This is a genomic window from Pseudoalteromonas sp. NZS100, assembly GCF_015864815.1.
Lineage (GTDB): Bacteria > Pseudomonadota > Gammaproteobacteria > Enterobacterales > Alteromonadaceae > Pseudoalteromonas > Pseudoalteromonas distincta.
The window spans coordinates 26,625-50,228 of the sequence record NZ_JADYWM010000020.1 but is presented as its reverse complement, the minus strand read 5'-3'; the positions used below and the strand labels follow the sequence as shown (position 1 = coordinate 50,228).

Genomic DNA, 23,604 nt, shown 5'->3' with positions numbered 1-23,604 from the left:
GTTAAATAGCAAAAAGACAACTTAGGTTGTCTTTTTTTGATCACAATCTTCCTTTGTTTGTGCACATTGTTTGCACTTTTACTTGTTAACTTTGTTTTATTAAACGTTAAAGTAAAGGTTCAAGCATTGAAAACACTTCTTAAAACAAAAGCCGCTAATGCAACTAAGTTATTTGCGTTAAGTGCGCTTTGTATCGCTTTAAGCGCATGTAATAGCGATTCAACAAGTACTGCAACAGACGGCGATACAGTCAGTAATAGTGCTCCAACGGTTGATGCTGGTATTGACCAAACTGTTAATGCGGGCGATACCGTTTATTTAAGTTCAACGGTTGAAGATGACGGTGAAGTATCGGTTAGTTGGTCACAAACATCAGGCACTACCGTTAGTTTATCTTCAAGTACTGCAATGTCTACAGAGTTTGTTGCTCCTGAAGTTTTAACCGATGAAGCACTTGTATTTGAGATCAGTGCAGATGATGGCACAAACGATGTCGTTGTAGATACAGTTATAGTTAATGTGATTGCTTCATCAGATACAGTTGATAATAGTGCAAAACTTACCAGCTGGTTAATTAACAACGATACAACTTCTACATACATACAAAATAATGGTGCAGTGGTTGAAGATGTTCAATCAGTTGAGGTCGTTAGCGTTACTGAGGAAGATGCTGACGTTGAATACATGTACGTGCAAACTACTGACATTCCTAAATATGATGTAACGCTTACACAAGACCAAGTAGACGCGTTAAATAACCGCCCGCGTGCAGCTACCGATTTTTATAACGGTGTAACTTCTGCAGCAGTAGGGCAAACCATTTCCTTTGGTGAAGATATTGGCTATAACAGTAGCACTGAAAACTGTGATGACACAGGCGGTGCAGGTTATTGGCCTCCAGGCCCAGGCTGCCCAACAGAACAAGCGGTTGAAGCGTATTTTCCGCTAACACCTACCGATTTATCTGACACTGAAATTTGCGAAACAGGTTTAGGTACAGTTGGCTTAATGGTTAATGGCACCAGTATATTTAACTGGGGCGATGGTATGAGCTACGGTAATAACATTTGGTATACATTAGCGCCCATTGCTGAGCAATACGATGTTGATGTGTGTGGCGGACATGCTGCTAACGGGGAATATCATCATCACTTTTATACGAGTTGCTTAGCTGATTTACTTGAAGATGATGGCGATGCACATTCACCTATTTATGGTTTTGCAGCTGATGGCTATCCGCTTTATGGTCCTTATGAAAGTAACGGACAACTAGCATTAAGTGGCTGGGAAATGCGAGATTACGGTGCACCTACAAGTGAAGGGGGTTGTGGTACTGAGGGTGAGCGAAGCTGTACCTTAGTTGATCAATACGATGTTAGCCAAGGTACACAAACAAGTGATGCAGGTCCTGCTATCGGTGCAGAAGTAACGACGCTCTCTGGTAATACATTAAATGCCGACGATGGGTATTACTTTGAAGATTATTACTACGCACAAAAAACAGTAACCGGTGCTCAATTAGATGAGCATAACGGCCACGATACTAATGATGGCAAGGGTTATCACTACCATATAACACTAACGTTAGACAGTGATGGTAAATTACAGCCTTCTTTTCCTTATCAAATAGGGCCTCGTTTTAAAGGTCAATTAGCCGATAATTCAATTGGTCGCTGTGATACTGGCGAAACAATGGGTCCACCACCAGGAATGTAAGGAGTAACTATGCGTTATTTTAAATACGCATTGATCCTAACAACTGCTGCGCTATTGAGTTTTAAGCTCTTTGCGCAGCAGGAAATGATGGATCATAGCCATATGCCTATAGCAGTGCCAAATGATGCGCCAACCCCGGCATTAAGCCTTAAGTTATTAAAAGATAGTATGTCGGGTTATAACTTAATTTTAGATACACAGCGTTATGATTTGTCTGTGCCGCCAGAGGGCACGATGAACATGCAACAAATGATGGGCGTGACAACAAACCAAGGCACCGGTTTTTTACAAGGTCATGCTCATTTATACATTAATGGGGTTAAAATACAGCGAATTTACGGACAAGCGTTGCATTTACCTGCTAACTTATTTAAAACTGGTATAAATACCGTATCGGTTACTTTAAATAATCATGGTCATATGTATTGGACCGCTCGAGGTAAAAAAATAGTTGCTACGCTGTATGTTAACGACCAAACCAAAGAGTTTATAACATACCGATTTGAAAGCTTTCCTAGCAAGGTTAAAACACGCATTAATGAAAATTCATAATAAACTTTTTTTAATACTATTTAGTTTTACCTTTAGTGTTATTGCGGGACTGGTGGTTCTTATACAGTGGAGCATAGGGCAAGGCGTAATTGATTTTGTGAATGCAAAAGAGGTGAAAGCGCTTGAACCACTTGTTGTGCAACTTGCAAAGCAATACGAACAAACTCCCTCATGGAAACGTGTTGTCGGCAATGGCGAAAATTTTAGAAAACGTGTTGAATCGCAATTAGAAAATAGCCAGTTTTTGCCTAGGCCACAAGAAGGCCCAGGTCCGCGTGGGCGAATGATGCGACGACCGCCGCCAGATCATGTCGGCTTAGGAGGGGAGCGCCATCCACCACCAGGTAGCATTGCTCACTATGCTTTGCTTGACGAAAATAAACAGCGAGTAGTGGGTAGATACCTCAGCGGTTTAAAATATATAACAACCCCAATTATTGTTAACGATAAAATTGTGGGTTACTTAGCAGTTTCTAAAAGAGATAGCTTGGTTGATGGCTATGAGCTTGATTTTTTACAGCAGCAAACTAATTACTTATGGTTTATTGCTTTAGCTGCGGTATTGCTAACATTAATGGTTACTTTTTTATTGTCTCGTCACCTAGTAAGCCCTGTAAAGCAAATTGCTAACGGTATGCATCGCTTAACGCAAGGTAATTACGAGACCAAACTCACGCTTGAGCGCAAAGACGAATTAGGCCAGTTAAGCGAAGATTTTAATACGCTTGCATTTACACTCGCTAAAGATGAGCAAGTACGTAAACGTTGGCTTGCTAATATTTCTCATGAGCTTAGGACGCCAATGAGCATTTTACTCGGTGAACTTGAAGCTATGCTACTTGGTATACGAGAACCGAACGCAAAAAATATAAGTTCGGCTAACGATGAAGCTTTGCATTTAAAACGCTTAATAGACGACTTGCATATGCTCAATAGCGCAGAGTTAGGAGGTATGCACTACACTATGCAACCTACTGATATGGCGTTATTATTAAATACTATTGAGCAAAAATATCAGGTTGTGCTTGAACAACATAATATAAAAATATACCTACTAAATAGCGCTAAACACATAACTGTACAAGCAGATAAAACACGTCTTTTGCAGTTACTCGATAATATTTTAATGAACGCAGTACATTATGCACAATGTACAACTATTTCAATAACGGCTAATAATATAAGCATTAAAGGGCAAACTTATTTAGAGCTTATAATCGAAGATAATGGCGTAGGTGTAGAGCAGTCGCATTTATCGCATTTGTTTGAGTATTTATACCGAGTAGATAGTTCGCGTAATCGCCAAGAGGGCGGTTCTGGCTTAGGCTTATCTATTTGCCAGCATATAGTTAAAGGTCATAAAGGTGAAATAGCTGCAGAAAAAGCCAGCTTAGGCGGCCTTGCTATTATTATTAGATTGCCAACTATTTAGTTTATAAAATAAAGTTAAGTTAAGGTTACTTACAGAGATACCTATGAGTGAACAAATACTAATTGTGGAAGATGAAGTAAAGCTAGCTAACTTAATGAGTGACTTTTTAAGTAGCCATCACTTTATTACTCATCAAATACACCACGGGGATGAAGTATTACCTTGGCTTGAAATTAACAGGCCGAGTGTAATCTTGTTAGACATAATGTTACCAGGGCAAAGTGGTATTGAACTGTGTAAAGCAATCAGGCGCTTTTCAAACGTGCCTATTATTATGGTATCGGCAAAAGTAGAAGAAATAGATAGGCTGCTTGGGCTTGAATTAGGTGCAGATGATTATATTTGTAAGCCGTTTAGTTATGCTGAGCTGGTGGCACGCGTAAAAGCTATTTTAAGGCGATTAAATAACGCAAGTGATGTTACAGAGTCAACAATGAAGCTTGACGAGAGCAGCTACAGCGTAAAATATAAATCAAACTGTATAGAATTGACGAACTTTGAGTTTCAGCTATTTAAACCTTTGTTTAACAACCCAAATCGTATTTATTCGCGCGATAGCTTAATGGATACTATGTACGCCGATCAGCGTATTGTGAGCCACCGTACTATTGACAGCCATATTAAAAAGTTGCGTAAAAAACTAGATGAAGTGACACAAACTGAAAGTGTTATCCAGTCTGTTTATGGGGTTGGCTACCGATTTGTGCATCCACAGTAAGGTGGAATGAGCTATGACGATGAGTTATTCATCATCGTCAGCATTTTTAATTCGCTCTAAACGGTCAAACTCTTCGTATTCTGCTGCTTGAATTTCATCAAGAATAGAATCTACATCAGCAAGTTCGGCGCTGTCTTCAAATTCACCTGTAAGCGTTGAATTAGGCGTTAAATTGGCCTCTTCAAACAGTGCCCACATTTCTTTAGCGTATTGGGTTTTTAGTATGCTTGGCGCAAATTCACCATAATAGCGGCGTATGTTATTTACATCGCGTGCAAACATTGCCTGTGCACTGTTATTTGCTGAAGCGTTAACGGCTTGCGGTAAATCTATAATTACAGGGCCGTTATTATCTACAAGCACATTAAACTCAGATAAATCACCGTGTATTATACCTGCACAAAGCATAAGCTTAATGTAATGTATCATGAGTTTATACTGCTCAATCGCTTGCTCTTCACTAAAAACGACATGCCCAAGTTGAGGGGCTACGTTACCGTCCTCGTCCGACACAAGTTCCATAAGCAGCACGCCATCAATACAAAAGTAAGTGTCAGGAACACGTACACCTGCGCCAGCTAAACGAGATAACGCATCAACTTCGGCATTTTGCCAAATTTCTTCTTCCAATTGGCGGCCATAGCTAGAGCGTTTACCCATAGCACGCGCTTGGCGTCCACCACGTACTTTTCGGCCTTCTTGGTATTGTGCCGCTTTTTTAAAGCTACGCTTAACCGCGTCTTTATACACTTTCGCACAGCGAATGTGCTCACCACAGCGGACAATAAATACATCGGCTTCTTTACCGCTCATTAGTCGGCTTATAACTTCGTCAATAAGGCCATCATCAACAAGGGGTTGTAGGCGTTTAGGTATTTTCACAGATTGCCTGCTAAGTAGGGTTGGTTATTAATCATTATTTATGAAAGTGCTCTGTATTTGTTTGTTTAATTGGCTCAAGCAGTATATCAGCTTTGAGAATTAAGGGCAGTAACACTACTGCCTGAGAGTAATTAATCGTATTATTTTATTAGCTTATATATTGATTGCAAAGCAATCAACCAGAACTTTTTAAATAAGTATTTAGATTACTATTTTTTATTAAAATAATTTATTACTTCCTCATTATTTGCACATTGTTTGCGTTTTTAAAGCGTAAGCTTAGTTTAATTCTTAAATACGAGGTTATTACTATGAAGCATTTTTCAACTCTTGCCACTGTGGCAATATTATCTATTGCTTTTTCAGCTAATGTAGCTGCTCGAGGCGGTGACAATCCTCCTGAAAAACCTGACTTTTCAGCTATTGATATTGATGGTGATGGCGTAATCAGCTTTGAAGAGTTTAGTGCAAAAAAACCGCCGCACGGCGATGCACAAACAATTTTTGATTCTATAGATGCTGATGGTAATGGTGAAATTAGTGAGCAAGAACTTAGCGAACATAAACCACCTCGTCGTGAACGTTGAAAGGATAATAAAATGATTAATAGTATTAGTGGTAGTTCTGCGAGTTTCATATCGCAACAAAGCAGCCAAGCTTCAAAATTAACAACAGAGCAAAGCGATTTTGTTAAAGAAACGCTTGCAGAGTTTAATGCAGAAAACTTAAGCGCAGAAGACGCGCAAAGTATTCAAGCGGCATTTAAAGAACAAGGTATTGAGCCAACAAAAGAGCTTGCTGATTTAATGAGCGAACTTGAGTTTGATGCTAAAAGTATAGGTGATGTAGGACGAGTGGAAGGTCAAAGACCGCCGCCACCGCCACAAAACTCATTAGAATCAGTAGATACAGACGAAGTAGTAAGCTACTTAGATGAGCTATTAACTGAGTATTCAAGCCAGTTGTCAGATGAAGATAAAGAATCAATCCTTGCATCAGTGCAAGAGAAGTTTGGTTTAAGTGAAGGCGATTCACTGCTAAATGTAACTGCTTAGGTGTTATAACTTAGAGTAAAGCTGACTGTTACTCGAAAGTCTTAAGTCCAAAGCCCAACGGTTAATTCTGTTGGGCTTTTTTAATGGCTTAATTTAAACGCGTTTCTATTTTGCTGGTGCCATCTTCTTCGGTAAATTTAAATACAAAATCTTTTTTACCGTCTTGGTTTATATCTACCAAAAGAATATCTTTATTATTCTTAGGCAGCGTTAACTTTAATTTTTTACGCTTATCATTTAGCAGTGAGTCTTGCTCACCATAATAAATATACAGTGTTTTTTTACTGTATTTGTATACTGCATCAATATAGCTGTCGCCGTTAATATCACCTAAATAGAGTGCTGGTTCGGAGTCATCGCCATTCATTCCCACTTCCATTTCTAAATCAAGTTCGATACTCGATTTATTGGCAAATGAGCCATCAGGTTGCTGCTTATAAAGATTCATTTCTACATCTACATCAGTACTGCCGCCGCCTAATGCCATAGACGCAATAGTACCTAAGCCAATATCTAAATCCATTTTTTGTAAATCAATTAAACCATCATTATTAAAATCTGTTTTGAGTAATAACTCGCTAGGGCCTTGTGTTTCAAATAAGGGAATGGGCGTATTACTAAACCCTTTAGCACTTCCTAGGTACAAAGTGTGCGCTATTTTTATATCTAACGAATCCATACCTTGCGTAGGTTTAAACTGCCTAGTTGTAAAATCTAAAAATCCGTCGTTATTAATATCAATAATTTGTTTTATTTTGCGAGTTTCGCCATTGCTTAGCTCGCCTAACTCGATGTTAAAATCAATTGAGGTGAGCTTTTGCTCAAAGCCCTCTGAATTAGCAAGTAGTACATCTGCTCCAAAGTCATTTGAAAAAACCAGGTCGTTTAATCCGTCGTGGTTAAAATCGATAACGACAGGTTTATTGTTAATATTAACTTCTAAAGAAAGCCCTTTTCCTGAAAAGCGGCCTTCATACTTAGGTGTTTGTTTAAATTTGTTAGGCTTAAAGCTGCCATCTTTATTTTGAATGTATAAAGTACTGCTTGCTAACCCAGGGATAAAAATATCGCTTAGACCGTCGTTGTTAGCATCGAAAACAAAGTCTACTTTTTCAAACTTATCTATTTTTAATTGATTAAGAACCGACTCATAATTAAACAACAATGTTGGTTTACCTGCTTGGGCTTTATATACGCCATCACTTGTTAGTACGAGTGCTTGTTTATCGGTGATGTTAGCAAGTGTTGCCACATCAAACCCGATGGCGTTTTTTGGTAAAGCAAGTTCACTACTAAGTGATGTAAGTAAATTGATGGCTTCTAATTGTTTTAATTCTTTATTATATGCAAATAAAATCTCTGAATCGGTTGATACTAATTCATCCGTTGTTTTTATTGCCATTGTTTGAGCAATAACGCTTATGGGGGTAAGTAAAGTGATGAGTGAATAGCAAAGTGGTTTTATCATGCAAATTCCTTTTTATATTTAGTTGTATCGTTAAAATTTTTATTATTTAAGCAACGTCAGCGCATAATTTTACGTACTATCCAGCGCTGGGGCTTTTTTGTTTAAACGTAATATACATATGTAAGTTGGATTATATTTAGCCTACGCTAATTACTATGTACTGGTTGTAAGCAATTGTAAGTTTATGTTTTAGGGAGGGGCTGTTGACCTTTAAGGATTGAAATTTGTTCAATCTAAGGACGATTTAATCGTGGCGCGAGGTTTGTAACCTAGTAACAAAGAGTCAATCTCCCTAGGCAGAACCTTTGGGCAGCGCATGTTTGGCATTAATACTACGTTATCAACTATGTATGGTTAATAATCACACTACATAGGCTCTGCCTTGCTTAAATACCAAACAGTCTACTGCAAATTAAACCTCAAAAAATAAACAGGCCCTAATAAGAAAGGTTGCGCATAACTCATATGGTAGCTAAGCGCTTTTAGAAGTGTTTGGTTATTAACTACATTGCTTATTTTGCTCGTTTAAATAAGCATCTACAAAACCTACTTCCATCGGTTTTGAAAAGTAATAACCTTGTAGGTGAGATACACCAATTTTAGTTAGTGTGTTTGCTTGCTCAATAGTTTCAACGCCTTCTGCAACAACAGTAAAATCTAAAGTAGAGGCCATTTGTACAATTGCATGAATAATACTTAACCCTCTTTTATCCATATTTTGAATAAAGCTTCTGTCTATTTTTACTATATCTACACCAATATCAAGCATGCTTGATAGTGATGAGTAGCCTGTACCAAAATCATCAATTGAAATACAAAAGCCTTGTTTTTGTAGTGCTTTAACGGCTGTCAAAAATGTGAGTTTATCCTCGGCAAATACTGACTCAGTAATTTCTATGTGTAGGTTTTTAGGTTCTACCCGGTGGCGATTTACTATTTTTAATACCTTAGATACAAAATCAGGATCTTGTAGCTGAATAACCGATACGTTTACGCTTATAGCAATTTGTGGTTGTAAGTGACTTAATTTTGTTGCTTGTATACATGCCTGTTCTATTACCCAAATACCTAACTCGGTTATTAAACCGTATTGCTCGGCAATAGCTATAAATTCATCAGGGAAAATATTTTCACCATCTAGTTGCCAGCGTAATAATGATTCAAAAGAGGTTACTTTTGAGGTTTTGCTATCAACAATTGGTTGAAATACTAGCCTTAAGCTATTTTCTTCTATGGCACTGGCTAGGCGTTGACTCAAAAGATACTCTCTTTCTTGTATTAATTTGAGTGAATCGCTATAAATATTGATATTACCTTTCGCCATGCGTTTTTGGTGATACATTGCAGTATCAGCAGAGCGAATTAAGGTATTAAAATCGCTCCCGTGCTCAGGATACATGGCAATACCAATAGTTGCAGATACCCATTTTTGATATTTATATGTTTCATGCTCGGCATCAATGCTTTGAAGTACTTTATCTGCAAACTCGATAAGCTCAGCTTGTTTTTGATACGTTGCTAAAATTAAAAACTCATCCCCGCCCCATCGGCATTTAAATAGCTGTTGATTGCATACATTACTAATTCTTCGTGCTATTTCTTTTAATACTTTATCGCCTACTTTATGACCCAACGAATCATTTATTTGTTTAAACCCATCTAAATCTACGAATAATAAAGCAAAGGGTTCTTGAGGGTTGTCTGCTAGTTGTCTGTTTGCATTTTTTAAAAATGCGGTTCGGTTTAATAGATTTGTAAGTGGATCGGTATTCGATAAACGGTAAATTTCTTCTGTGCGTTGCTCAACCTTGTTTTCCATTTCGTTAAGCAGCTCTCTGTTTTGGTTTTTGAGCTTTATTGCGCTGTGTGTAAATGTGGCTGATTTGTACGATGAAGCCACCATAATAGCAGTAAATGCTAGGCCTAAAATACCGAGGACAGAGTTGTAGTTTTCGTTAGAAAAGGTTAATAAAAAAGAGTAGGGCGCCAGTAAAATAATGCTATAGAGTACAGCGGTTACTCGACTTCCTGAAAGCAGATTTGCAGAGCCTCCTGCAAAGGCAGATAAAATAGCAATAGTAGTTGTAGTTTCTATTGCTGATGAGGTGCTATGAAACCAAAGTGCATACCCACACCACGATAGCGCAGTTAAAATACACCCGGTTGAAAATCTTTTTGAGTATGTGTCAGCATTAAATAACGGGCTATCCTTTTTGGTTTTATAAAACCACATTACATCAATAGCGCGAGCTGCTAATAAGACAACCATAATGCTTAGCCAAATACTTTTTTCGTAGGATATTTTCTGGTTATTTAAATCAAAAGCAAACACTAATATAAAACTGACTACAGTCGAAATGGCAATGCCAGAGATGGCATTAGAGTATAAAATTTTAACGGTTTCTCTGCGTTCTTCACTATTTAGATTTTTATATGGCACTAAGTAAAACCTTATACAAAAGTCACTCCAACTAGCGATGGAGAAACGTTCAAGAAATACAGCAAATATTTCAGATGAACAAAAGCGTATTAAACATCGATTAGTTAGGCTCTAATCCTGAGTATAAGAATAAATATAGTTTATGAAAGCAAAAAAAAAAGCTAGCACAGTAAAAAGGCTCATAATAAATAATCATTATGAGCCTTAAAATTATTAAGCAGGTTAAAGTGTTAACGACTTTACTTGCTGTTTAGTAGATTTAACCTTCGAAATCACTATCGTTATGGCGCTCTGCCATTTGATCTTCTTCAGGGCCCCATGTGCGATTTACGCGGCGGCCGCGCTTTACAGCAGGGCGATCAGCAACTTGTTTTGCCCAACGAACAACATGAGTGTATGAGGCAACATCTAAAAATTCAGCTGCATCATATAAGTCGCCTAAAACAAGCGAGCCATACCAAGGCCAAATTGCAATATCGGCAATTGAGTATTCATCACCCGCCATGTATTCATTTTCGCTTAAATGACGATTTAACACGTCAAGTTGGCGTTTAGTTTCCATGGTAAAACGATCAATAGGGTATTGCATTTTACTTGGTGCGTAACTATAAAAGTGACCAAACCCACCACCTAAGTATGGCGCTGAGCCCATTTGCCAAAATAGCCAGTTACGACACTGCGTTTTAGCTTTTAAATCCTTAGGGATGAGTACATCAAATTTTTCAGCCAAATACTGTAAAATAGAACCTGATTCAAAGATGCGAGTAGGTGGTGTGGTTGAATGATCCATTAGCGCTGGGATTTTTGAGTTTGGATTAATATCAACAAAGTCAGATCCAAACTGATCGCCATCACCTATGTTTATTAAATATGCGTCATAGTCTGCATCGGTGAAACCAAGCTGTAAAAGCTCTTCAAACATGATTGTAGCTTTTTGGCCATTTGGTGTAGCAAGAGAATAAAGCTGAAATGCGTGCTCGCCAATAGGTAGAGTTTTGTCATGAGTCGCGCCTGCAATTGGGCGGTTAATGCTGGCAAATTTACCGCCACTTTCACTTTCCCACGTCCATACTTTTGGTGGCGTGTATTCGTTTTGATCACTCATAAATAACCTCAATGTTAAATGGAAATGTTTAATACTTACTCATAAATGTGGCCATAAAAAATTAATTAAAGGCCCTAAATATTTAATTTACCGACCTTTTAATTTATCGGCTTTTGCTAATCTATAACCTAAAAACAACCCGCTTAGCGCTCCAAATAAATGGCTTTCAAACGATACATGATAGCGCTGAGGTAAAACACCCCATATAAAACCGCTATAAAGTATAGCCACTACAACTGCAATTATAATTGATTTTAATGAGCGTCTTACTAAGCCGTAGCATAGAATAAAACCCCATAAACCATATATAACACCGCTTAAACCAACATGTATGTTACTGCGCCCAAATGCCCAAACTAAAAGTCCACCGACTAGAGCGGTAAAAATAAATACGTTATAAAAACGTTTTACGCTGTACTGGCAAATTAGCCAACTTAATACTACAAATGGGATCATATTACTGGCAAAGTGCCACCAGCTACCATGTAAAAAAGGTGCGCATAGTATGCCAATTAATCCTTGGATACTGCGTGGATATATGCCTAAACCATTAAGATTTATGCCAGGTAGACTATTGATCACCTGTAGTACGAAGCAAATAACAACAATACTAAATATTGCGAAACGGGTACTAGTTAGTAATGACAGTGTGGTTGGCTTGGTTGCCATATAATCGCCCTAATTGACTTTAAGAGTTGCCAGTATAGGAATTGTATTTGCTAATGAAAAGCAATTAAAAAAGCACAGCATAAAATGCTGTGCTTAATTTTAATTATTACTCACTATTAACCTAATTTAGTTAATAGTTTTTTTGCAGCTAGTTCAGAGCTTGCTGGGTTTTGGCCGGTAATTACTAAACCGTCTTCTAGTGCTAATACACCCCAGTCGTCAGTTTTTTGATAATCGCCACCTTTTTTAATTAGCTCGTCTTCAACTAAAAATGGCACGATATCGGTAAGTTGCACTGCAGCTTCTTCAGAGTTAGTAAAACCAGTTACTTTTTTACCCGCTACTAGTGCATTGCCATCGGCATCTTTAACATTTAAAAATGCAGCACTTGCATGACATACCGCAGCAACAGGTTTTTGCTCTTTTACAAAGCTTTCGATAAGCGAAATTGAATCTGTGTTGTCAACTAAGTCCCATAATGGACCGTGACCGCCTGGGTAAAATACAGCGTCAAAATCGCTAGATTTAACTTCACTTAACACTTTAGTGTTTGCCATTAATGTTTGCGCCGCGCTGTCTGCGTCGTAACGTTTTGTTGCATCTGTTTGAAAATCGGCAAGTGTACTTGTCGGATCAATGGGTGGTTGACCGCCAGCTGGAGACGCTAATGTTACTTCAACGCCTGCATCAACAAAGGCGTAATAAGGGGCTGCAAATTCTTCTACCCAAAAACCTGTTTTTTCGCCAGTGTTACCAAGTTCTGCGTGAGATGTAAGAACCATAAGTATTTTTTTAGACATTGAATATATTCCTTCTGATGATTTAAATTAGTTTATCTTGCTTACCAATTACTATATGCACTAATACTGCTTTAAACAACGATGATAAATTTAACTTTATTGGTTTAATAATTGATACAATAAATAGATTGAATTTAAAACACACTACGGAGCATTTATGAAAGTGTCGTTTGAGCAGTTAAAGAGCATGGTTGTATTTGCACAAATTGTAGAGCAGGGCAGCTTAACCGCTGCTGCTAAACAGCTAGGGCTTACGCGAGCAGTTGCAAGTTATCATTTAAAAAAATTAGAAACGCAGCTTGAAGTTACTTTACTAAATCGCTCAACCCGTACCATGGCGCTGACTGAAGCGGGTATTGCTTATTATGAGCGTTGTAGAATAATTACCGAACAAGCTAATGCGGCTAATCAGCAAATAGAAAATATAAAGAGTGAGCCACAAGGTTTACTTAAAATTAGTTGCCCAGTAAATGTGGGAATGCAGCTAATTGTGCCCGCAATAAATACGTTTAAGCGCCAATATCCTAAAATTCAAATAGACTTACAGCTTACTGACGATGTGGTTGATATTATTAAAAATGGGTTTGATTTTGCAATTAGGGGCGTGGCACTGAGTGACTCCAACTTGCAGGCAACCAAGCTGACTACAATGAGCACTTGTATTTGCGGTGCGCCGGAATACTTTGCACATTTTGGTAAACCTAAAACGCCTTTAGAGTTAGCAGAGCACCAATGGGTCGTTTATCAATTGGGCAGTAAAACACTAACACTTCAAAAAGATGGCAAAAAACACGATATTACAATGCAAGGCGCCTTAAGCACCAATAATGCCGCTGCTCGTACTGCTTTTGTTGAAGCAGGGCATGGCATCGGGCGTATTCCGCTTTACGATGCGTGGCCAAAAGTACAAGCTGGACTGCTTGAAATAATATTAGATGATTATAAAAGCAAAGATATTGAACTGTACGGGGTATTTCCGCCAGGGGCTGCGGGCTCTAAAAAGCTACGATTGTTTATTGATTACTTAAAAGCATACTTTGTAAAACAGCATACCGCTTTAGGTATGCTGAAAAGTACTTAATGAGTAGTTTTTACAGCATTTATAAAGTTCGGCTAAATAATGCCACCGCTTGTTGATACATATTTATCGCAAGGGCTGCATCGTATCGCTCACCTTCATCACGCATAAAGGCATGCTGTGCGTTAACTTCCTGCCACTGGTAATTGATGCCTGTACTTACGCATTGCTGGTATATTTTAGCGCGGCCCTCTTTTGGCACATGCGGGTCTTGTTTACCCCATATAAAGTGAATTTCGCCTTGTATATCAGCCATACGCTCGAATGAGTTATTTCCAGGTTGCGCAGGTAATGTATTGCTGTGAATATCAGTTGCGTATAAACAAAAAGCCGCATTAATTTCAGGATTTAGTGCCGCTCTGTAAGCTAAGTGACCGCCAATACATACGCCCATTGTGCCGACGGTGCCTGTGCAATAGCTTTGTAATCTAATGAAGTCGATCATAGTTTGTGTGTCACTGTCGTGGTGCTCAAGTGGCTTTGCCCACTTATCGGCATTGCCTTTGTCTTTACCTGTATCATCATAAGCAAGCACAGTGCCTATAGGGTTTAACTCATGAAACACTTCAGGCACTAACACTACAAAGCCATGGCTTGCTAAAATAGCTGCGCTGCGTGCGATGGGGGCAGTTTGCTGAAATATTTCAGAATAAAAAATGATAGCAGGGAACTGTCCTTGCGCTTGAGGGCGATATACAGTTGTTCGCATTAAACCGGTCGGTGTTGGCAAGTCAGCATTATGTTGTTGGATTATCATAAAAAGCGCTCAGTAAAATAAAATTATATATGCTGATATGGTAACTGAGCGCGATAAAATATACGACTTTTGTCGTTGAGTATTTATACCAACCTGCATAAATCTTTGATCAATTTAACGAATTAAATTTCATTATAACGTCGTTAAAAATTTTTTATTTAGAACAACTAGATAAAAAAATTTTTGCCTAGTTCTAGCGTAATTTTCTTAACGTTAAATAGACCCCATATATAAGCAGATTGGTATTAAATACTTGCAGGCATTTTATTACAACTGGCGTAGTAACTTACCGTAGCTGGCCAATCTGAAAAAATACCCATTACCCCCACGTCCTTTGCGAGTACGTCGACTACCGTCATCATGTCGCCATCGTTATCTATAACATCAGTAATTGATTGATAGTAATAACCCCCACCTTCATTAAGCGGGCCCGAGCGCTCAAGGCTCCATGCAATAAGCTTTAAACCTGCTGCTTTTGCGTCAATAGCGTATTGCGATGGCACAATATTACTTTCGTTATCTATTGTTAACATCATCCAAATTGGAGGAGCTAAAATTTTCACCCCATCAGCCACTAACTCATCCATACCCGGTTGCCATGTTTGTGGGTTACTTGGATCAAATCCGGCTTCACTGTCACGTCCATCTAGGTAAACGCTTTTATCTGCAAAGTCAGGGTTATTGTTAATCCAGTATTTTACGTCTTCAAGGTTAAATGATTGCGGATAAACTTTTGAGGCTGGCACACCCATTTGCGTGTACTCGTCTAGCATTTTTTGCGCATATTGTTCTTGCGTCATTCCATCAAATGGCATACTTACTTGTGGCGATTTTAGCTCTGGTGTCATTTTTACACCTAGCTCATTAAACAGTGCAATGCTTTGTTTATGGGTCATCAATGTGCCGTTGGTGGCATATAAATCAGTGCGCCAACTTGGTGTGCCATCCATGTAATCGGCAACGGTCGTTGCATTAGTGTTTGCACCATCCATTTTACCTTCAAGGGTTAAAAACTCCGCTAAGCTTATATCGCTGGTACAACATTTTGCAGAAGCGGCAATACCATTAGCAGGGTCGGCTGGTGTAAATGGCACACTGCATTTAGCTGCAAGTTCAGGAATGGCTAAAATATTAGTTGTGGTATGCAAATCGCATTGAGAGTGGCGACAAACAAGCTCTTTGTCGTTTGTAAATGTAACATCGCATTCAACAATGCCAGCGCCCATTCTCGCTGCCGCAATGTAGGCTTCTTTAGTGTGCTCTGGGTATTGCATTGATGCACCGCGATGACCAATAGAAAAATCGGTGCGGTAAAAAGGACCTTCGCTGCATGACTCTAATTTTGTTTTTAGTGTGCTTTGCGCCATATCGTTAATTAAATAGTCAGGGCGAGTCCCTAGCTGAATATTTACTCCTTCAGCAACCTCTACAACAATGGGTGTAGGTACTTCAACAATTTCCACTTCGGTGTTGGTAACAACCACTTCTTTTTCTACTATTTCTACATCGTCGTCGCAGCCAGCAAGTGTGGCTAACAATATACAGCTTGTAAGTAAGGTAATACGTTTCATTGTTTATCCTTAAAAAGTAAAATTTGTACTACCTTAATGATTATTAATGACGATTTTGCTACAAGCTTATTAATTTACTTTTTTATTAAGCATTTGATTGACCAATAATGCACCTAACATTATAGCAGCCCCAATACTTAACCGAACTATATCGGCATCTCGGTTCCAGATCAGCACGTTAATTATAATCCCAGCTGGGATAAGCAAGTTATTCATAACTGCCAAAGCACCTACGTTGACAAGGGTTGCGCCTTTATTCCACATAAAGTAACCAAGTCCTGATGCAACCAACCCTAAATAAATTAGTATGCCCCACTGTGTGAAAGTGGTTGGTAATTTGTTTGAGTTACCAAATAATGCATAGCAAATTGTGGCAATAATAAGTGCGCCTATAAAAAACCATCCAAATACGGCTTTGTCATCAAGCTGATTGTTATTCATTAAGCGTTTGTAGGTAACTTGGCCTACAGCAAAACTTATATTCGCCCCTTGAACGATTAATAAGCCGATTATGAAATCGCTATTTAGGTTTTCGTAACGAATAGTAATTGCACCGATTACAGCAATAAGTGCGACTATAAAAAAGCGTGGGTTAAAGCGTCTGTTCAATCCATCATTTAGCAGGGTAATGTACAAAGGAGTCATTACAGTAAATAGCAGCACTTCGGGAACGGTTAAAAATAAAAATGAGTGGTAGTAAAAGCTATACATAACACCAAGTTGTATAGCGCCAATCAGCATAAGCTTTAAGGCTAAAGGTTTAGGCGTTTGTTTGAGCTTTAAAAAAGGTAAAAAAATCAGTGTTGCCAGTGCTATGCGTATTAATACGCTAAACCAAGCGTCAACTTGGCCTGCTAAATACACACCAATTAAACTAAACGAAAACGCCCAAAGCAAAGTGACTGCAAATAAGTACTGCATAACCATCATCTTTTAATAAATATTGAGCTAAGTTTATCTGTTATATGTGAGGGTATAAACAATAAAAGCCCGCAAGCGGGCTTTTATAAAAGTGAGCTTAATAAATTAAGTTATTTACTCAACTAAACCACGGCGCTTAAGTAATGCGTCGGTAGTTGGTTTTTGACCTCTAAACTCAATGTAGCTTTGCATTAAGTCGCGGCTGTTACCTTTAGATAGGATTTCTTTACGGAACTTATCACCATTTTTACGTGTTAAGCCGCCGTTGTTTTCCATGTGTGCAAAGGCATCGGCTGCAAATACTTCAGTCCAAAGGTATGCGTAGTAACCCGCAGAGTAACCACCGGCAAATGTATGGCTAAAGTAGTTTGATTTATAACGCGGTGGTACAGGGTAGTAATCAATACCGTGTGCTTTAAGCGCATCGCTTTCAAACTTTTGAACATCAGTAATTTTTTTATCTGAGCCAAACGAGTGCCATTCCATATCAAGTAAAGCAGCTGCTAAATATTCAGTGGTACCAAAACCTTGGTTGAATTTTTGCGATGCAAGTACTTTATCAAGTAAAGCTTGTGGAATTGGCTCACCTGTTTTGTAGTGTTTGGCGTAGTTAGCAAGTACCGTAGGTTCAATCATCCAATCTTCATTCGCTTGCGACGGAAACTCAACAAAGTCACGCGCTGTAGCAGTACCCGCTAAGCTTGGGTATTTAACGTCAGAGAATAAACCGTGCGCCGCATGACCAAACTCATGGAACATAGTTGACACTTCGTCAAACGTCATTAACGTTGGCTCGCCTGCAGCAGGTTTTGGAATGTTCTGCGCATTGTAAATAACTGGTTTAGTGCCTTTTAAGCCGCTTTGACTTACGTAAGCGCTCATCCATGCACCGCCACGCTTACCTTCACGTGCGTATGGGTCTAGGTAAAATAAACCGATGGCGCTGCCGTCAGCGTTAAATACTTCGTAGGCTGTAACATCTTCATGATAAACCGGTAAGTCTTTACGCTCTTTAAATGTAATACCGTATAGCTTGTTCATTGCAAAGAATAAACCATCGTGAATTACAGAATCCATTTCAAAGTAAGGCTTAACAAGGGCAGGATCTAAGTCGTACTTTTCAGCACGTACTTTTTCTGCGTAAAAAGCCCAATCCCATGGTTTAAGCTCAAAGCTTTCACCTGAATCGTTAATTACTTTTTGAATAGCAGCTGCTTCAATTTTAGCTTTTTCAACTGCTTTTGGTGCTAGGTCATCTAAAATGCCGTACACGTTGTCAGTTGTTTGTGCCATACGCGAAGTCATTACATACGATGCCCAATCTTTAAACCCTAGTAGCTCTGCTTTTTGAGCGCGTAGGTTTGTTTCTTCAATAATAATTGGGCCGTTAGTTTTTGCTGCACGGTTAGCAGAGGCTTTAAATATTTGCTCACGTAGGTCGCGGTTTTCAAGGCTTGATAAAATTGGCTGTTGAGTCGTATTTACTAGCGTGATCATGTAGCCGTCTTTACCTGCTTTTTTAGCAGCGGCCGCAAGGCCTGCAATTTCACCTTCAGAAAGGCCAGCAAGTTTAGATTTATCGGTAACGACAATGACATCTTCTTTAAACGATTTTAAAATGTTTTGAGAAAACGCAGTAGAAAGCTCTGCAAGTTGTGAGTTGATTTCACGCATTTTTGCTTTTTCAGCGTCATTTAATTTAGCGCCTGCTTTTACAAATTGCTTATAGTAAAAATCCACAAGGCGTTGATCTTCAGCATTAAGCGAGTCTTTGTTGTCGAAAATAGTTTGTACGCGCTTGAATAATGCACCATTTAAGTAAATGTCGTCAGAGTGAGCAGATAATACCGGCGCCATTTTTTTACTTATACGTTGGTATTCGTCATCAGAAATCAAACCTGAAAGGTTATAAAAAGCAGCTGATACACGATTTAGTAGCTCGCCAGACATTTCCATTTCAACTAATGTATTTTTAAAAGTTGCAGGAGCTGGGTTGTTAGCAATAGCTTGTATTTGCGCAGTATGCTGAGCAATACCAGCATCAAAGCCGGCTTCGTAGTCTTTTGTACCAAACTTATCAAACTCAGGTGCCATGTATTGTAATGGGCTTGGTTTGAATAAAACATTGTTTGCGTTCATGTCTTGCACTTGTGCTGCGCTCTCTTTTGCCATGTCTTGAGGTTCGTTAGAAGAACAAGCCGATAGGATTAGGGCACTAGCAATAGTAGTGGCGATCAGGGTTTTACGCATAATAACTCCATAAAAAGATTAGCCGAAATAGGCTTTGCGAGTCGAAAAACCTAGTTAACTTATCAAATTTGTGGGTTTATACAATAAAGTTTATCGGTATTAAGGGGGATTTGAACGCAAATTAGCTAATAATTAGTATTAAGGTGGGTAAAAGTAGCTCTAAAATTAAACGTTAAAGCTACTTAATTATACGATTGTGTGCTTGAGGGGGGGTTAGTTATAACCTAAGACAAATTTTTTCTCTGAGCCAAAGCTATTAGATTGCTGCCCAAACTCTTTATTAATAGTTGCTAGAGTTTGCTCTTGTTCGGCGAGCAAGCACAAAACTTTATTTCGGTAATCTAGGCTGCTTTCAAACAATTTTAAATCTACCTGCGGCTGCAAAGTAGCGAGTCTTTGATTTAGAGTAAGTTGTGTCATATGTGATCTCCAGTGCTTGTACACTATTTATATAGCACTCGGTGCAATAAAGAGTTAATAAATTGTTTATAAAATTCATATTGAACTTATTAACTTGGCGTTTTAGTTATATTATGACGTGCTAAGCTTAGCGAAAACTGAACCACACTTATTTTTAGTGAACAAATAACAATCAAAACAATATTGGGAACACTTATGACCCTCGAACAAATTAATCAATACTTAGCCTTTGTAATATTCACTTATAACGATGTGAATATTACAGTAGCAAAAGTAATTCAAGTGCCACTTATATTGTTTGCTATGTGGTTTGTAGTCACACGTATTGGCAAGCTTATTAAAAAAACATTACTCGCTAAAAAAATAAGCCAAGATGCAGTGCATTTGTTTACTCGCATTTACTTTATTTTAAGTATCGCAATTTTAATTTTTACATCGCTTGAAGTGCTCAGCATCCCGCTTACGGCATTTGCTTTCGTATCCGGTGCAATAGCCATTGGTGTAGGTTTTGGTGCGCAAAATATTATTAATAACTTTATCAGCGGTTGGATATTGATGTGGGAGCGCCCAATTCGCATTGGTGACTTTTTAGAGGTAGGTAACGCAAAGGGCGTAGTTGAAACTATTAATACGCGTTCTACACGTATTCGCCGAAATGACGGCGTACATATGCTTATACCTAATTCTCAATTGCTCGAAAATACAGTAACAAACTGGACGCTGATAGATGGTAATGCACGCTCATCGGTCAGTGTCGGCGTTGCGTATGGTTCAGACGTTATACTGGTTAAAAAGCTTATCCAGCAAGTGCTTGATGATCATGATGCAATATTGGTTAATCCAAAGTCATCAGTGTTATTTGATGACTTTGCAGATAGCTCGCTTGTATTTAATGCTATTTTTTGGGTATGCGCCGAGTCTGAAACCATGCTTAGAAAAGTGCGCAGTGATATTCGTTTTAGTATTTATGCTGTATTTGAAGAGCATGATGTAGTGATTGCGTTTCCACAGCGAGATATTCATATAGATGGTGAAATTGCTTTTAAAAGGTCGTAGTTCTAATAAAAAAAGTCGCTTGCGGGTGACTTTTTTTATGAGTAACCATAACGTTTCTATTTTGGGTTAATATGTAAAGCAATCCATTTTTCCTACTTTACTTCGCGATCTTCAATAAAGGACATATGTCCTCATTATTAGGTTTTCGCATCTAAATATTGATAAAAACACGTAATCTTGTAGTTAAATGTTGCAAAAAAGTTTCCATTTATGTTCATATTTATGCAGTAAAATTATTACACAATGGTATAATCTTAATCGTTCGTTCAGCCTTGTTACTCCGTTTTGTACTCTCGGTGATGAGGTCCGCGCGCCATATAGCAAGTCGCGAAAAATTGTACGAGCCCGCAATGAATACATTGCGCAACACAAAAAACCGTTGAACAAGAGTGCATACTAAAGGTTAATACCCGACATGAAATCATTAAAGAAATCTGCAATAGCGACAATTATTAACGCTGCACTACTATCTGCTGCTGGCACATCTATTTCAGCATTCGCCGCTGAAGAAGAAACGGCTAAAAAAAGCAATCAACTAGAAGTTATTCAAGTTACCGCCCGTAAACGCGTAGAAAATGCACAAGAAGTACCTGTAGCAGTATCTGCATTACAAGGTGATAACCTTGATGCATATAGCTCTGCAGGTATGGATATTCGCTTTTTAAATGCGAAAATTCCAAGTTTATCTATTGAGTCTTCATTTGGTCGTTCATTCCCACGCTTTTACGTTCGTGGTTTAGGTAATACCGATTTCGATTTGAATGCATCACAACCAGTATCACTTGTTGTTGATGAAGTAGTTCAAGAAAATGCAATTTTAAAAGGTTTTCCAGTATTTGATGTTGAACGCGTAGAAGTATTACGTGGTCCTCAAGGAACGCTATTTGGCCGTAACACGCCAGCTGGCCTTGTTAAGTTTGATACTGTTAAACCAAGTCAAGAATTTGATGGTTATGGCTCTGTTTCATACGGTAGCCGTGGTGCTGTAGATACAAGTGGTGCTGTAGGTGGTGCTTTAACTGATCGTTTATCTGCTCGTGTTTCATTATTATGGCAAGACAAAGACGATTACATTGATAACCAAGCTCCAGGCTTTGAAGCTAAAGATGAGCAAGGTGGTTATACTGAAAAAGCGGCACGCGTTCAGTTTTTATATGAAGGCGATGATTTTACTGCTTTATTAAACTATCACACACGTGACTTAGATGGCTCACCAATTGCCTTTCGTGCAAATGTAATTAAAGCGGGTACTAATGAGCTAGTAGATAACTACGAAAGTGATGTTGTTTATCAAGATGCGGCATCTCGCTCTACTCAACAAGTAGAATCTGAAGGTGCAAGCTTAAAGCTTGAGTGGGAACTTAAAAACCACACAATTACTTCAATTTCTGCATGGGAAAGTGCTGAAATATATTCGCGCGCTGATATTGACGGCGGTTACGGTGCAGCATTTATCGCTGATGGTAATTACCAAGGTCCTGGTACCATTCCATTTGCTTCAGAGAGTGCTGATGGTATTCCAGAGCAGGACCAGTTGACGCAAGAGCTACGTTTATCTAGTAACTTTGATGGTGACTTAAATTATCAAGTAGGTGTATTTTACTTTGATGAAGAGCTAACGATTGAAAACTTCAGCTACGATACATTCTCAACACCTAATGCAGGTGCTTTAAATGGCTATGTTCGTCAACAGCAAGATACTACAGCTTGGGCTGTATTTGGTTCTGTAGATTATACTTTTTCAGATGATTTAAAAGTAACAGCGGGCCTTCGTTATTCTGATGATGATAAAGATTTTGTAGCTGATCGTACACTTAGCCCAATTGGTGGCGGTGCATTACTTGTAGAGCGTGATGTTAGTGACGACCATGTTAGCTGGGATTTATCTGCAAACTATAAAGTAAACGACGATGTTAACTGGTACGGCCGTGTAGCAAATAGCTTCCGCGCACCTAGTTTACAAGGTCGTATTTTGTTTGGTGATGACGTAACAACAGCTGAGTCAGAAACGGTAACATCGTACGAGACAGGTATTAAATCAGACGTGCTAGACGGCCAAGGCCGTGTAAATGCAACTGTATTTTACTACACGATGGACGATCAACAGCTTACTGCTGTAGGCGGTGGTGCTAACTTTAACCGCTTAGTTAATGCAGATAAAACGACTGGCTATGGTTTTGAGTTAGATACGCAGTGGGTATTAAGCGATGAGTTTAATGCAACGTTTAACTTAAGCTACAATAAAACAGAAATTAAAGATAACGATTTAGCTGTCGCTGTTTGTGCTCAATGTACTGTAACTGACCCAATTAATGGTTCTGGCCTTGCTGTACTTGACGGTAATAGCTTACCGCATGCTCCTGAGTGGATCTCTAACTTTACGCTTCGCTACACTAAAGAACTTGCCGATGGTAACTTCTTCGCAAGCGGTGATATTTCTTATCGCAGTAAAATCAATATGTTCCTTTACGAATCAGTAGAGTTTGAAGGTAAAGAGCTTATTGAAACAGGTCTTCGTACAGGTTACACATGGTCTGAAGGCGATTACGAATACGAAGTTGCTGCGTTTGTTCGTAACTTATTTGACGAGCAACAAGTTATTGGCGCTGTAGATTTCAATAACAATACAGGTATTGTTAACGAAGAGCGTTATGTTGGTGCTGAATTTAAAGTTAACTTCTTCTAGAGATAACCTTAAATTATACTAATTCTTA

The 23,604-nt window shown here is 38.7% G+C and carries 20 protein-coding genes; 9 read left to right on the top strand and 11 right to left on the bottom strand.

Going from position 1 to position 23,604, the window contains the following annotated elements; all coding sequences use genetic code 11:
• Positions 1-66: 66 nt before the first annotated feature.
• From I6E69_RS17145 to I6E69_RS17130, 4 genes are read left to right on the top strand one after another with little or no spacing between them, the layout of a single operon-like run.
• Positions 67-1,716, top strand: a complete 1,650-nt coding sequence (locus tag I6E69_RS17145) for a YHYH protein (protein ID WP_197121749.1) — start codon at positions 67-69, stop codon at positions 1,714-1,716.
• A gap of 9 nt (positions 1,717-1,725) precedes the next feature.
• The gene (locus I6E69_RS17140) at positions 1,726-2,268 is read left to right on the top strand and encodes a hypothetical protein (protein WP_197121729.1); all 543 of its coding nucleotides are present in this window, start codon (positions 1,726-1,728) and stop codon (positions 2,266-2,268) included.
• Positions 2,255-3,700 (top strand): ATP-binding protein, encoded by a 1,446-nt coding sequence (locus tag I6E69_RS17135; protein ID WP_197121728.1) that lies wholly within the window; start codon positions 2,255-2,257, stop codon positions 3,698-3,700. Before I6E69_RS17140 ends, I6E69_RS17135 begins: the two co-directional genes overlap by 14 nt.
• Before the next feature lie 43 nt (positions 3,701-3,743).
• The gene (locus I6E69_RS17130; RefSeq protein WP_197121727.1) at positions 3,744-4,418 is read left to right on the top strand and encodes a response regulator; all 675 of its coding nucleotides are present in this window, start codon (positions 3,744-3,746) and stop codon (positions 4,416-4,418) included.
• 24 nt (positions 4,419-4,442) lie between these two features.
• On the opposite strand, the gene I6E69_RS17125 is transcribed toward I6E69_RS17130, so the two are convergent.
• Positions 4,443-5,300: a PA4780 family RIO1-like protein kinase gene (locus tag I6E69_RS17125; protein ID WP_197121726.1), complete on the bottom strand. Its 858-nt coding sequence runs from the start codon at positions 5,298-5,300 to the stop codon at positions 4,443-4,445.
• 311 nt (positions 5,301-5,611) lie between these two features.
• Here I6E69_RS17125 and I6E69_RS17120 point away from each other — a divergent pair, with 311 nt between their 5' ends.
• Positions 5,612-5,887, top strand: a complete 276-nt coding sequence (locus I6E69_RS17120) for an EF-hand domain-containing protein (RefSeq protein ID WP_197121725.1) — start codon at positions 5,612-5,614, stop codon at positions 5,885-5,887.
• Positions 5,888-5,899: 12 nt separating this feature from the next.
• Positions 5,900-6,355, top strand: a complete 456-nt coding sequence (locus I6E69_RS17115) for a hypothetical protein (RefSeq protein WP_197121724.1) — start codon at positions 5,900-5,902, stop codon at positions 6,353-6,355.
• 88 nt (positions 6,356-6,443) lie between these two features.
• Here I6E69_RS17115 and I6E69_RS17110 read toward each other — a convergent pair whose 3' ends face one another.
• From I6E69_RS17110 to I6E69_RS17090, 5 genes are all read right to left on the bottom strand, one after another.
• Positions 6,444-7,823: a VCBS repeat-containing protein gene (locus tag I6E69_RS17110; protein ID WP_197121723.1), complete on the bottom strand. Its 1,380-nt coding sequence runs from the start codon at positions 7,821-7,823 to the stop codon at positions 6,444-6,446.
• A gap of 499 nt (positions 7,824-8,322) precedes the next feature.
• The gene (locus tag I6E69_RS17105) at positions 8,323-10,263 is read right to left on the bottom strand and encodes an EAL domain-containing protein (RefSeq protein WP_197121722.1); all 1,941 of its coding nucleotides are present in this window, start codon (positions 10,261-10,263) and stop codon (positions 8,323-8,325) included.
• 259 nt (positions 10,264-10,522) lie between these two features.
• Positions 10,523-11,368 (bottom strand): glutathione-dependent disulfide-bond oxidoreductase, encoded by an 846-nt coding sequence (gene yghU / locus I6E69_RS17100; protein WP_149603032.1) that lies wholly within the window; start codon positions 11,366-11,368, stop codon positions 10,523-10,525.
• An 87-nt stretch (positions 11,369-11,455) separates the two neighbouring features.
• Positions 11,456-12,037 carry a rhomboid family intramembrane serine protease gene (locus I6E69_RS17095; RefSeq protein WP_010555361.1) on the bottom strand — a complete coding sequence of 194 codons (582 nt, stop codon included), beginning with the start codon at positions 12,035-12,037 and terminating at the stop codon, positions 11,456-11,458.
• Between the two features lie 116 nt (positions 12,038-12,153).
• Positions 12,154-12,837 (bottom strand): type 1 glutamine amidotransferase domain-containing protein, encoded by a 684-nt coding sequence (locus I6E69_RS17090; RefSeq protein WP_182196857.1) that lies wholly within the window; start codon positions 12,835-12,837, stop codon positions 12,154-12,156.
• Between the two features lie 157 nt (positions 12,838-12,994).
• On the opposite strand from I6E69_RS17090, the gene I6E69_RS17085 reads away from it, so the two are divergent.
• Positions 12,995-13,918: a LysR family transcriptional regulator gene (locus I6E69_RS17085; protein WP_024597041.1), complete on the top strand. Its 924-nt coding sequence runs from the start codon at positions 12,995-12,997 to the stop codon at positions 13,916-13,918.
• Positions 13,919-13,937: 19 nt separating this feature from the next.
• Here the strand turns inward: I6E69_RS17085 and I6E69_RS17080 are convergent, their stop codons facing one another.
• From I6E69_RS17080 to I6E69_RS17060, 5 genes are all read right to left on the bottom strand, one after another.
• Positions 13,938-14,672 (bottom strand): dienelactone hydrolase family protein, encoded by a 735-nt coding sequence (locus I6E69_RS17080; protein WP_149603030.1) that lies wholly within the window; start codon positions 14,670-14,672, stop codon positions 13,938-13,940.
• 245 nt (positions 14,673-14,917) lie between these two features.
• Positions 14,918-16,243 (bottom strand): glycerophosphodiester phosphodiesterase family protein, encoded by a 1,326-nt coding sequence (locus I6E69_RS17075; RefSeq protein ID WP_197121721.1) that lies wholly within the window; start codon positions 16,241-16,243, stop codon positions 14,918-14,920.
• A 69-nt stretch (positions 16,244-16,312) separates the two neighbouring features.
• A complete protein-coding gene (locus I6E69_RS17070) occupies positions 16,313-17,164 on the bottom strand; it encodes a carboxylate/amino acid/amine transporter (RefSeq protein WP_175413904.1) in 852 nt (283 codons plus the stop codon).
• A gap of 114 nt (positions 17,165-17,278) precedes the next feature.
• Positions 17,279-19,414 (bottom strand): M3 family metallopeptidase, encoded by a 2,136-nt coding sequence (locus I6E69_RS17065; protein ID WP_197121720.1) that lies wholly within the window; start codon positions 19,412-19,414, stop codon positions 17,279-17,281.
• 213 nt (positions 19,415-19,627) lie between these two features.
• Positions 19,628-19,834, bottom strand: coding sequence for a hypothetical protein (locus I6E69_RS17060; RefSeq protein WP_002958182.1), 207 nt, complete (start codon positions 19,832-19,834; stop codon positions 19,628-19,630).
• A 195-nt stretch (positions 19,835-20,029) separates the two neighbouring features.
• On the opposite strand from I6E69_RS17060, the gene I6E69_RS17055 reads away from it, so the two are divergent.
• Together I6E69_RS17055 and I6E69_RS17050 are read left to right on the top strand one after the other, a co-directional pair.
• On the top strand, positions 20,030-20,890 hold the full coding sequence (locus tag I6E69_RS17055) for a mechanosensitive ion channel family protein (protein ID WP_002958183.1): 861 nt from the start codon (positions 20,030-20,032) through the stop codon (positions 20,888-20,890).
• 415 nt (positions 20,891-21,305) lie between these two features.
• Positions 21,306-23,576 carry a TonB-dependent receptor gene (locus I6E69_RS17050; protein WP_197121719.1) on the top strand — a complete coding sequence of 757 codons (2,271 nt, stop codon included), beginning with the start codon at positions 21,306-21,308 and terminating at the stop codon, positions 23,574-23,576.
• Positions 23,577-23,604: the final 28 nt, after the last annotated feature.

What these genes read in the sequence shown, in the direction of transcription:
- I6E69_RS17140 (WP_197121729.1), top strand. Translation starts at nt 1,726, where the DNA reads ATGCGTTATTTTAAATACGCATTGATCCTAACAACTGCTGCGCTATTG.
- I6E69_RS17135 (WP_197121728.1), top strand. Translation starts at nt 2,255, where the DNA reads ATGAAAATTCATAATAAACTTTTTTTAATACTATTTAGTTTTACCTTT.
- I6E69_RS17130 (WP_197121727.1), top strand. Translation starts at nt 3,744, where the DNA reads ATGAGTGAACAAATACTAATTGTGGAAGATGAAGTAAAGCTAGCTAAC.
- I6E69_RS17120 (WP_197121725.1), top strand. Translation starts at nt 5,612, where the DNA reads ATGAAGCATTTTTCAACTCTTGCCACTGTGGCAATATTATCTATTGCT.
- I6E69_RS17115 (WP_197121724.1), top strand. Translation starts at nt 5,900, where the DNA reads ATGATTAATAGTATTAGTGGTAGTTCTGCGAGTTTCATATCGCAACAA.
- I6E69_RS17110 (WP_197121723.1), bottom strand. Translation starts at nt 7,823, where the DNA reads ATGATAAAACCACTTTGCTATTCACTCATCACTTTACTTACCCCCATA.
- yghU (WP_149603032.1), bottom strand. Translation starts at nt 11,368, where the DNA reads ATGAGTGATCAAAACGAATACACGCCACCAAAAGTATGGACGTGGGAA.
- I6E69_RS17095 (WP_010555361.1), bottom strand. Translation starts at nt 12,037, where the DNA reads ATGGCAACCAAGCCAACCACACTGTCATTACTAACTAGTACCCGTTTC.
- I6E69_RS17090 (WP_182196857.1), bottom strand. Translation starts at nt 12,837, where the DNA reads ATGTCTAAAAAAATACTTATGGTTCTTACATCTCACGCAGAACTTGGT.
- I6E69_RS17085 (WP_024597041.1), top strand. Translation starts at nt 12,995, where the DNA reads ATGAAAGTGTCGTTTGAGCAGTTAAAGAGCATGGTTGTATTTGCACAA.
- I6E69_RS17080 (WP_149603030.1), bottom strand. Translation starts at nt 14,672, where the DNA reads ATGATAATCCAACAACATAATGCTGACTTGCCAACACCGACCGGTTTA.
- I6E69_RS17075 (WP_197121721.1), bottom strand. Translation starts at nt 16,243, where the DNA reads ATGAAACGTATTACCTTACTTACAAGCTGTATATTGTTAGCCACACTT.
- I6E69_RS17070 (WP_175413904.1), bottom strand. Translation starts at nt 17,164, where the DNA reads ATGCAGTACTTATTTGCAGTCACTTTGCTTTGGGCGTTTTCGTTTAGT.
- I6E69_RS17065 (WP_197121720.1), bottom strand. Translation starts at nt 19,414, where the DNA reads ATGCGTAAAACCCTGATCGCCACTACTATTGCTAGTGCCCTAATCCTA.
- I6E69_RS17060 (WP_002958182.1), bottom strand. Translation starts at nt 19,834, where the DNA reads ATGACACAACTTACTCTAAATCAAAGACTCGCTACTTTGCAGCCGCAG.
- I6E69_RS17055 (WP_002958183.1), top strand. Translation starts at nt 20,030, where the DNA reads ATGACCCTCGAACAAATTAATCAATACTTAGCCTTTGTAATATTCACT.
- I6E69_RS17050 (WP_197121719.1), top strand. Translation starts at nt 21,306, where the DNA reads ATGAAATCATTAAAGAAATCTGCAATAGCGACAATTATTAACGCTGCA.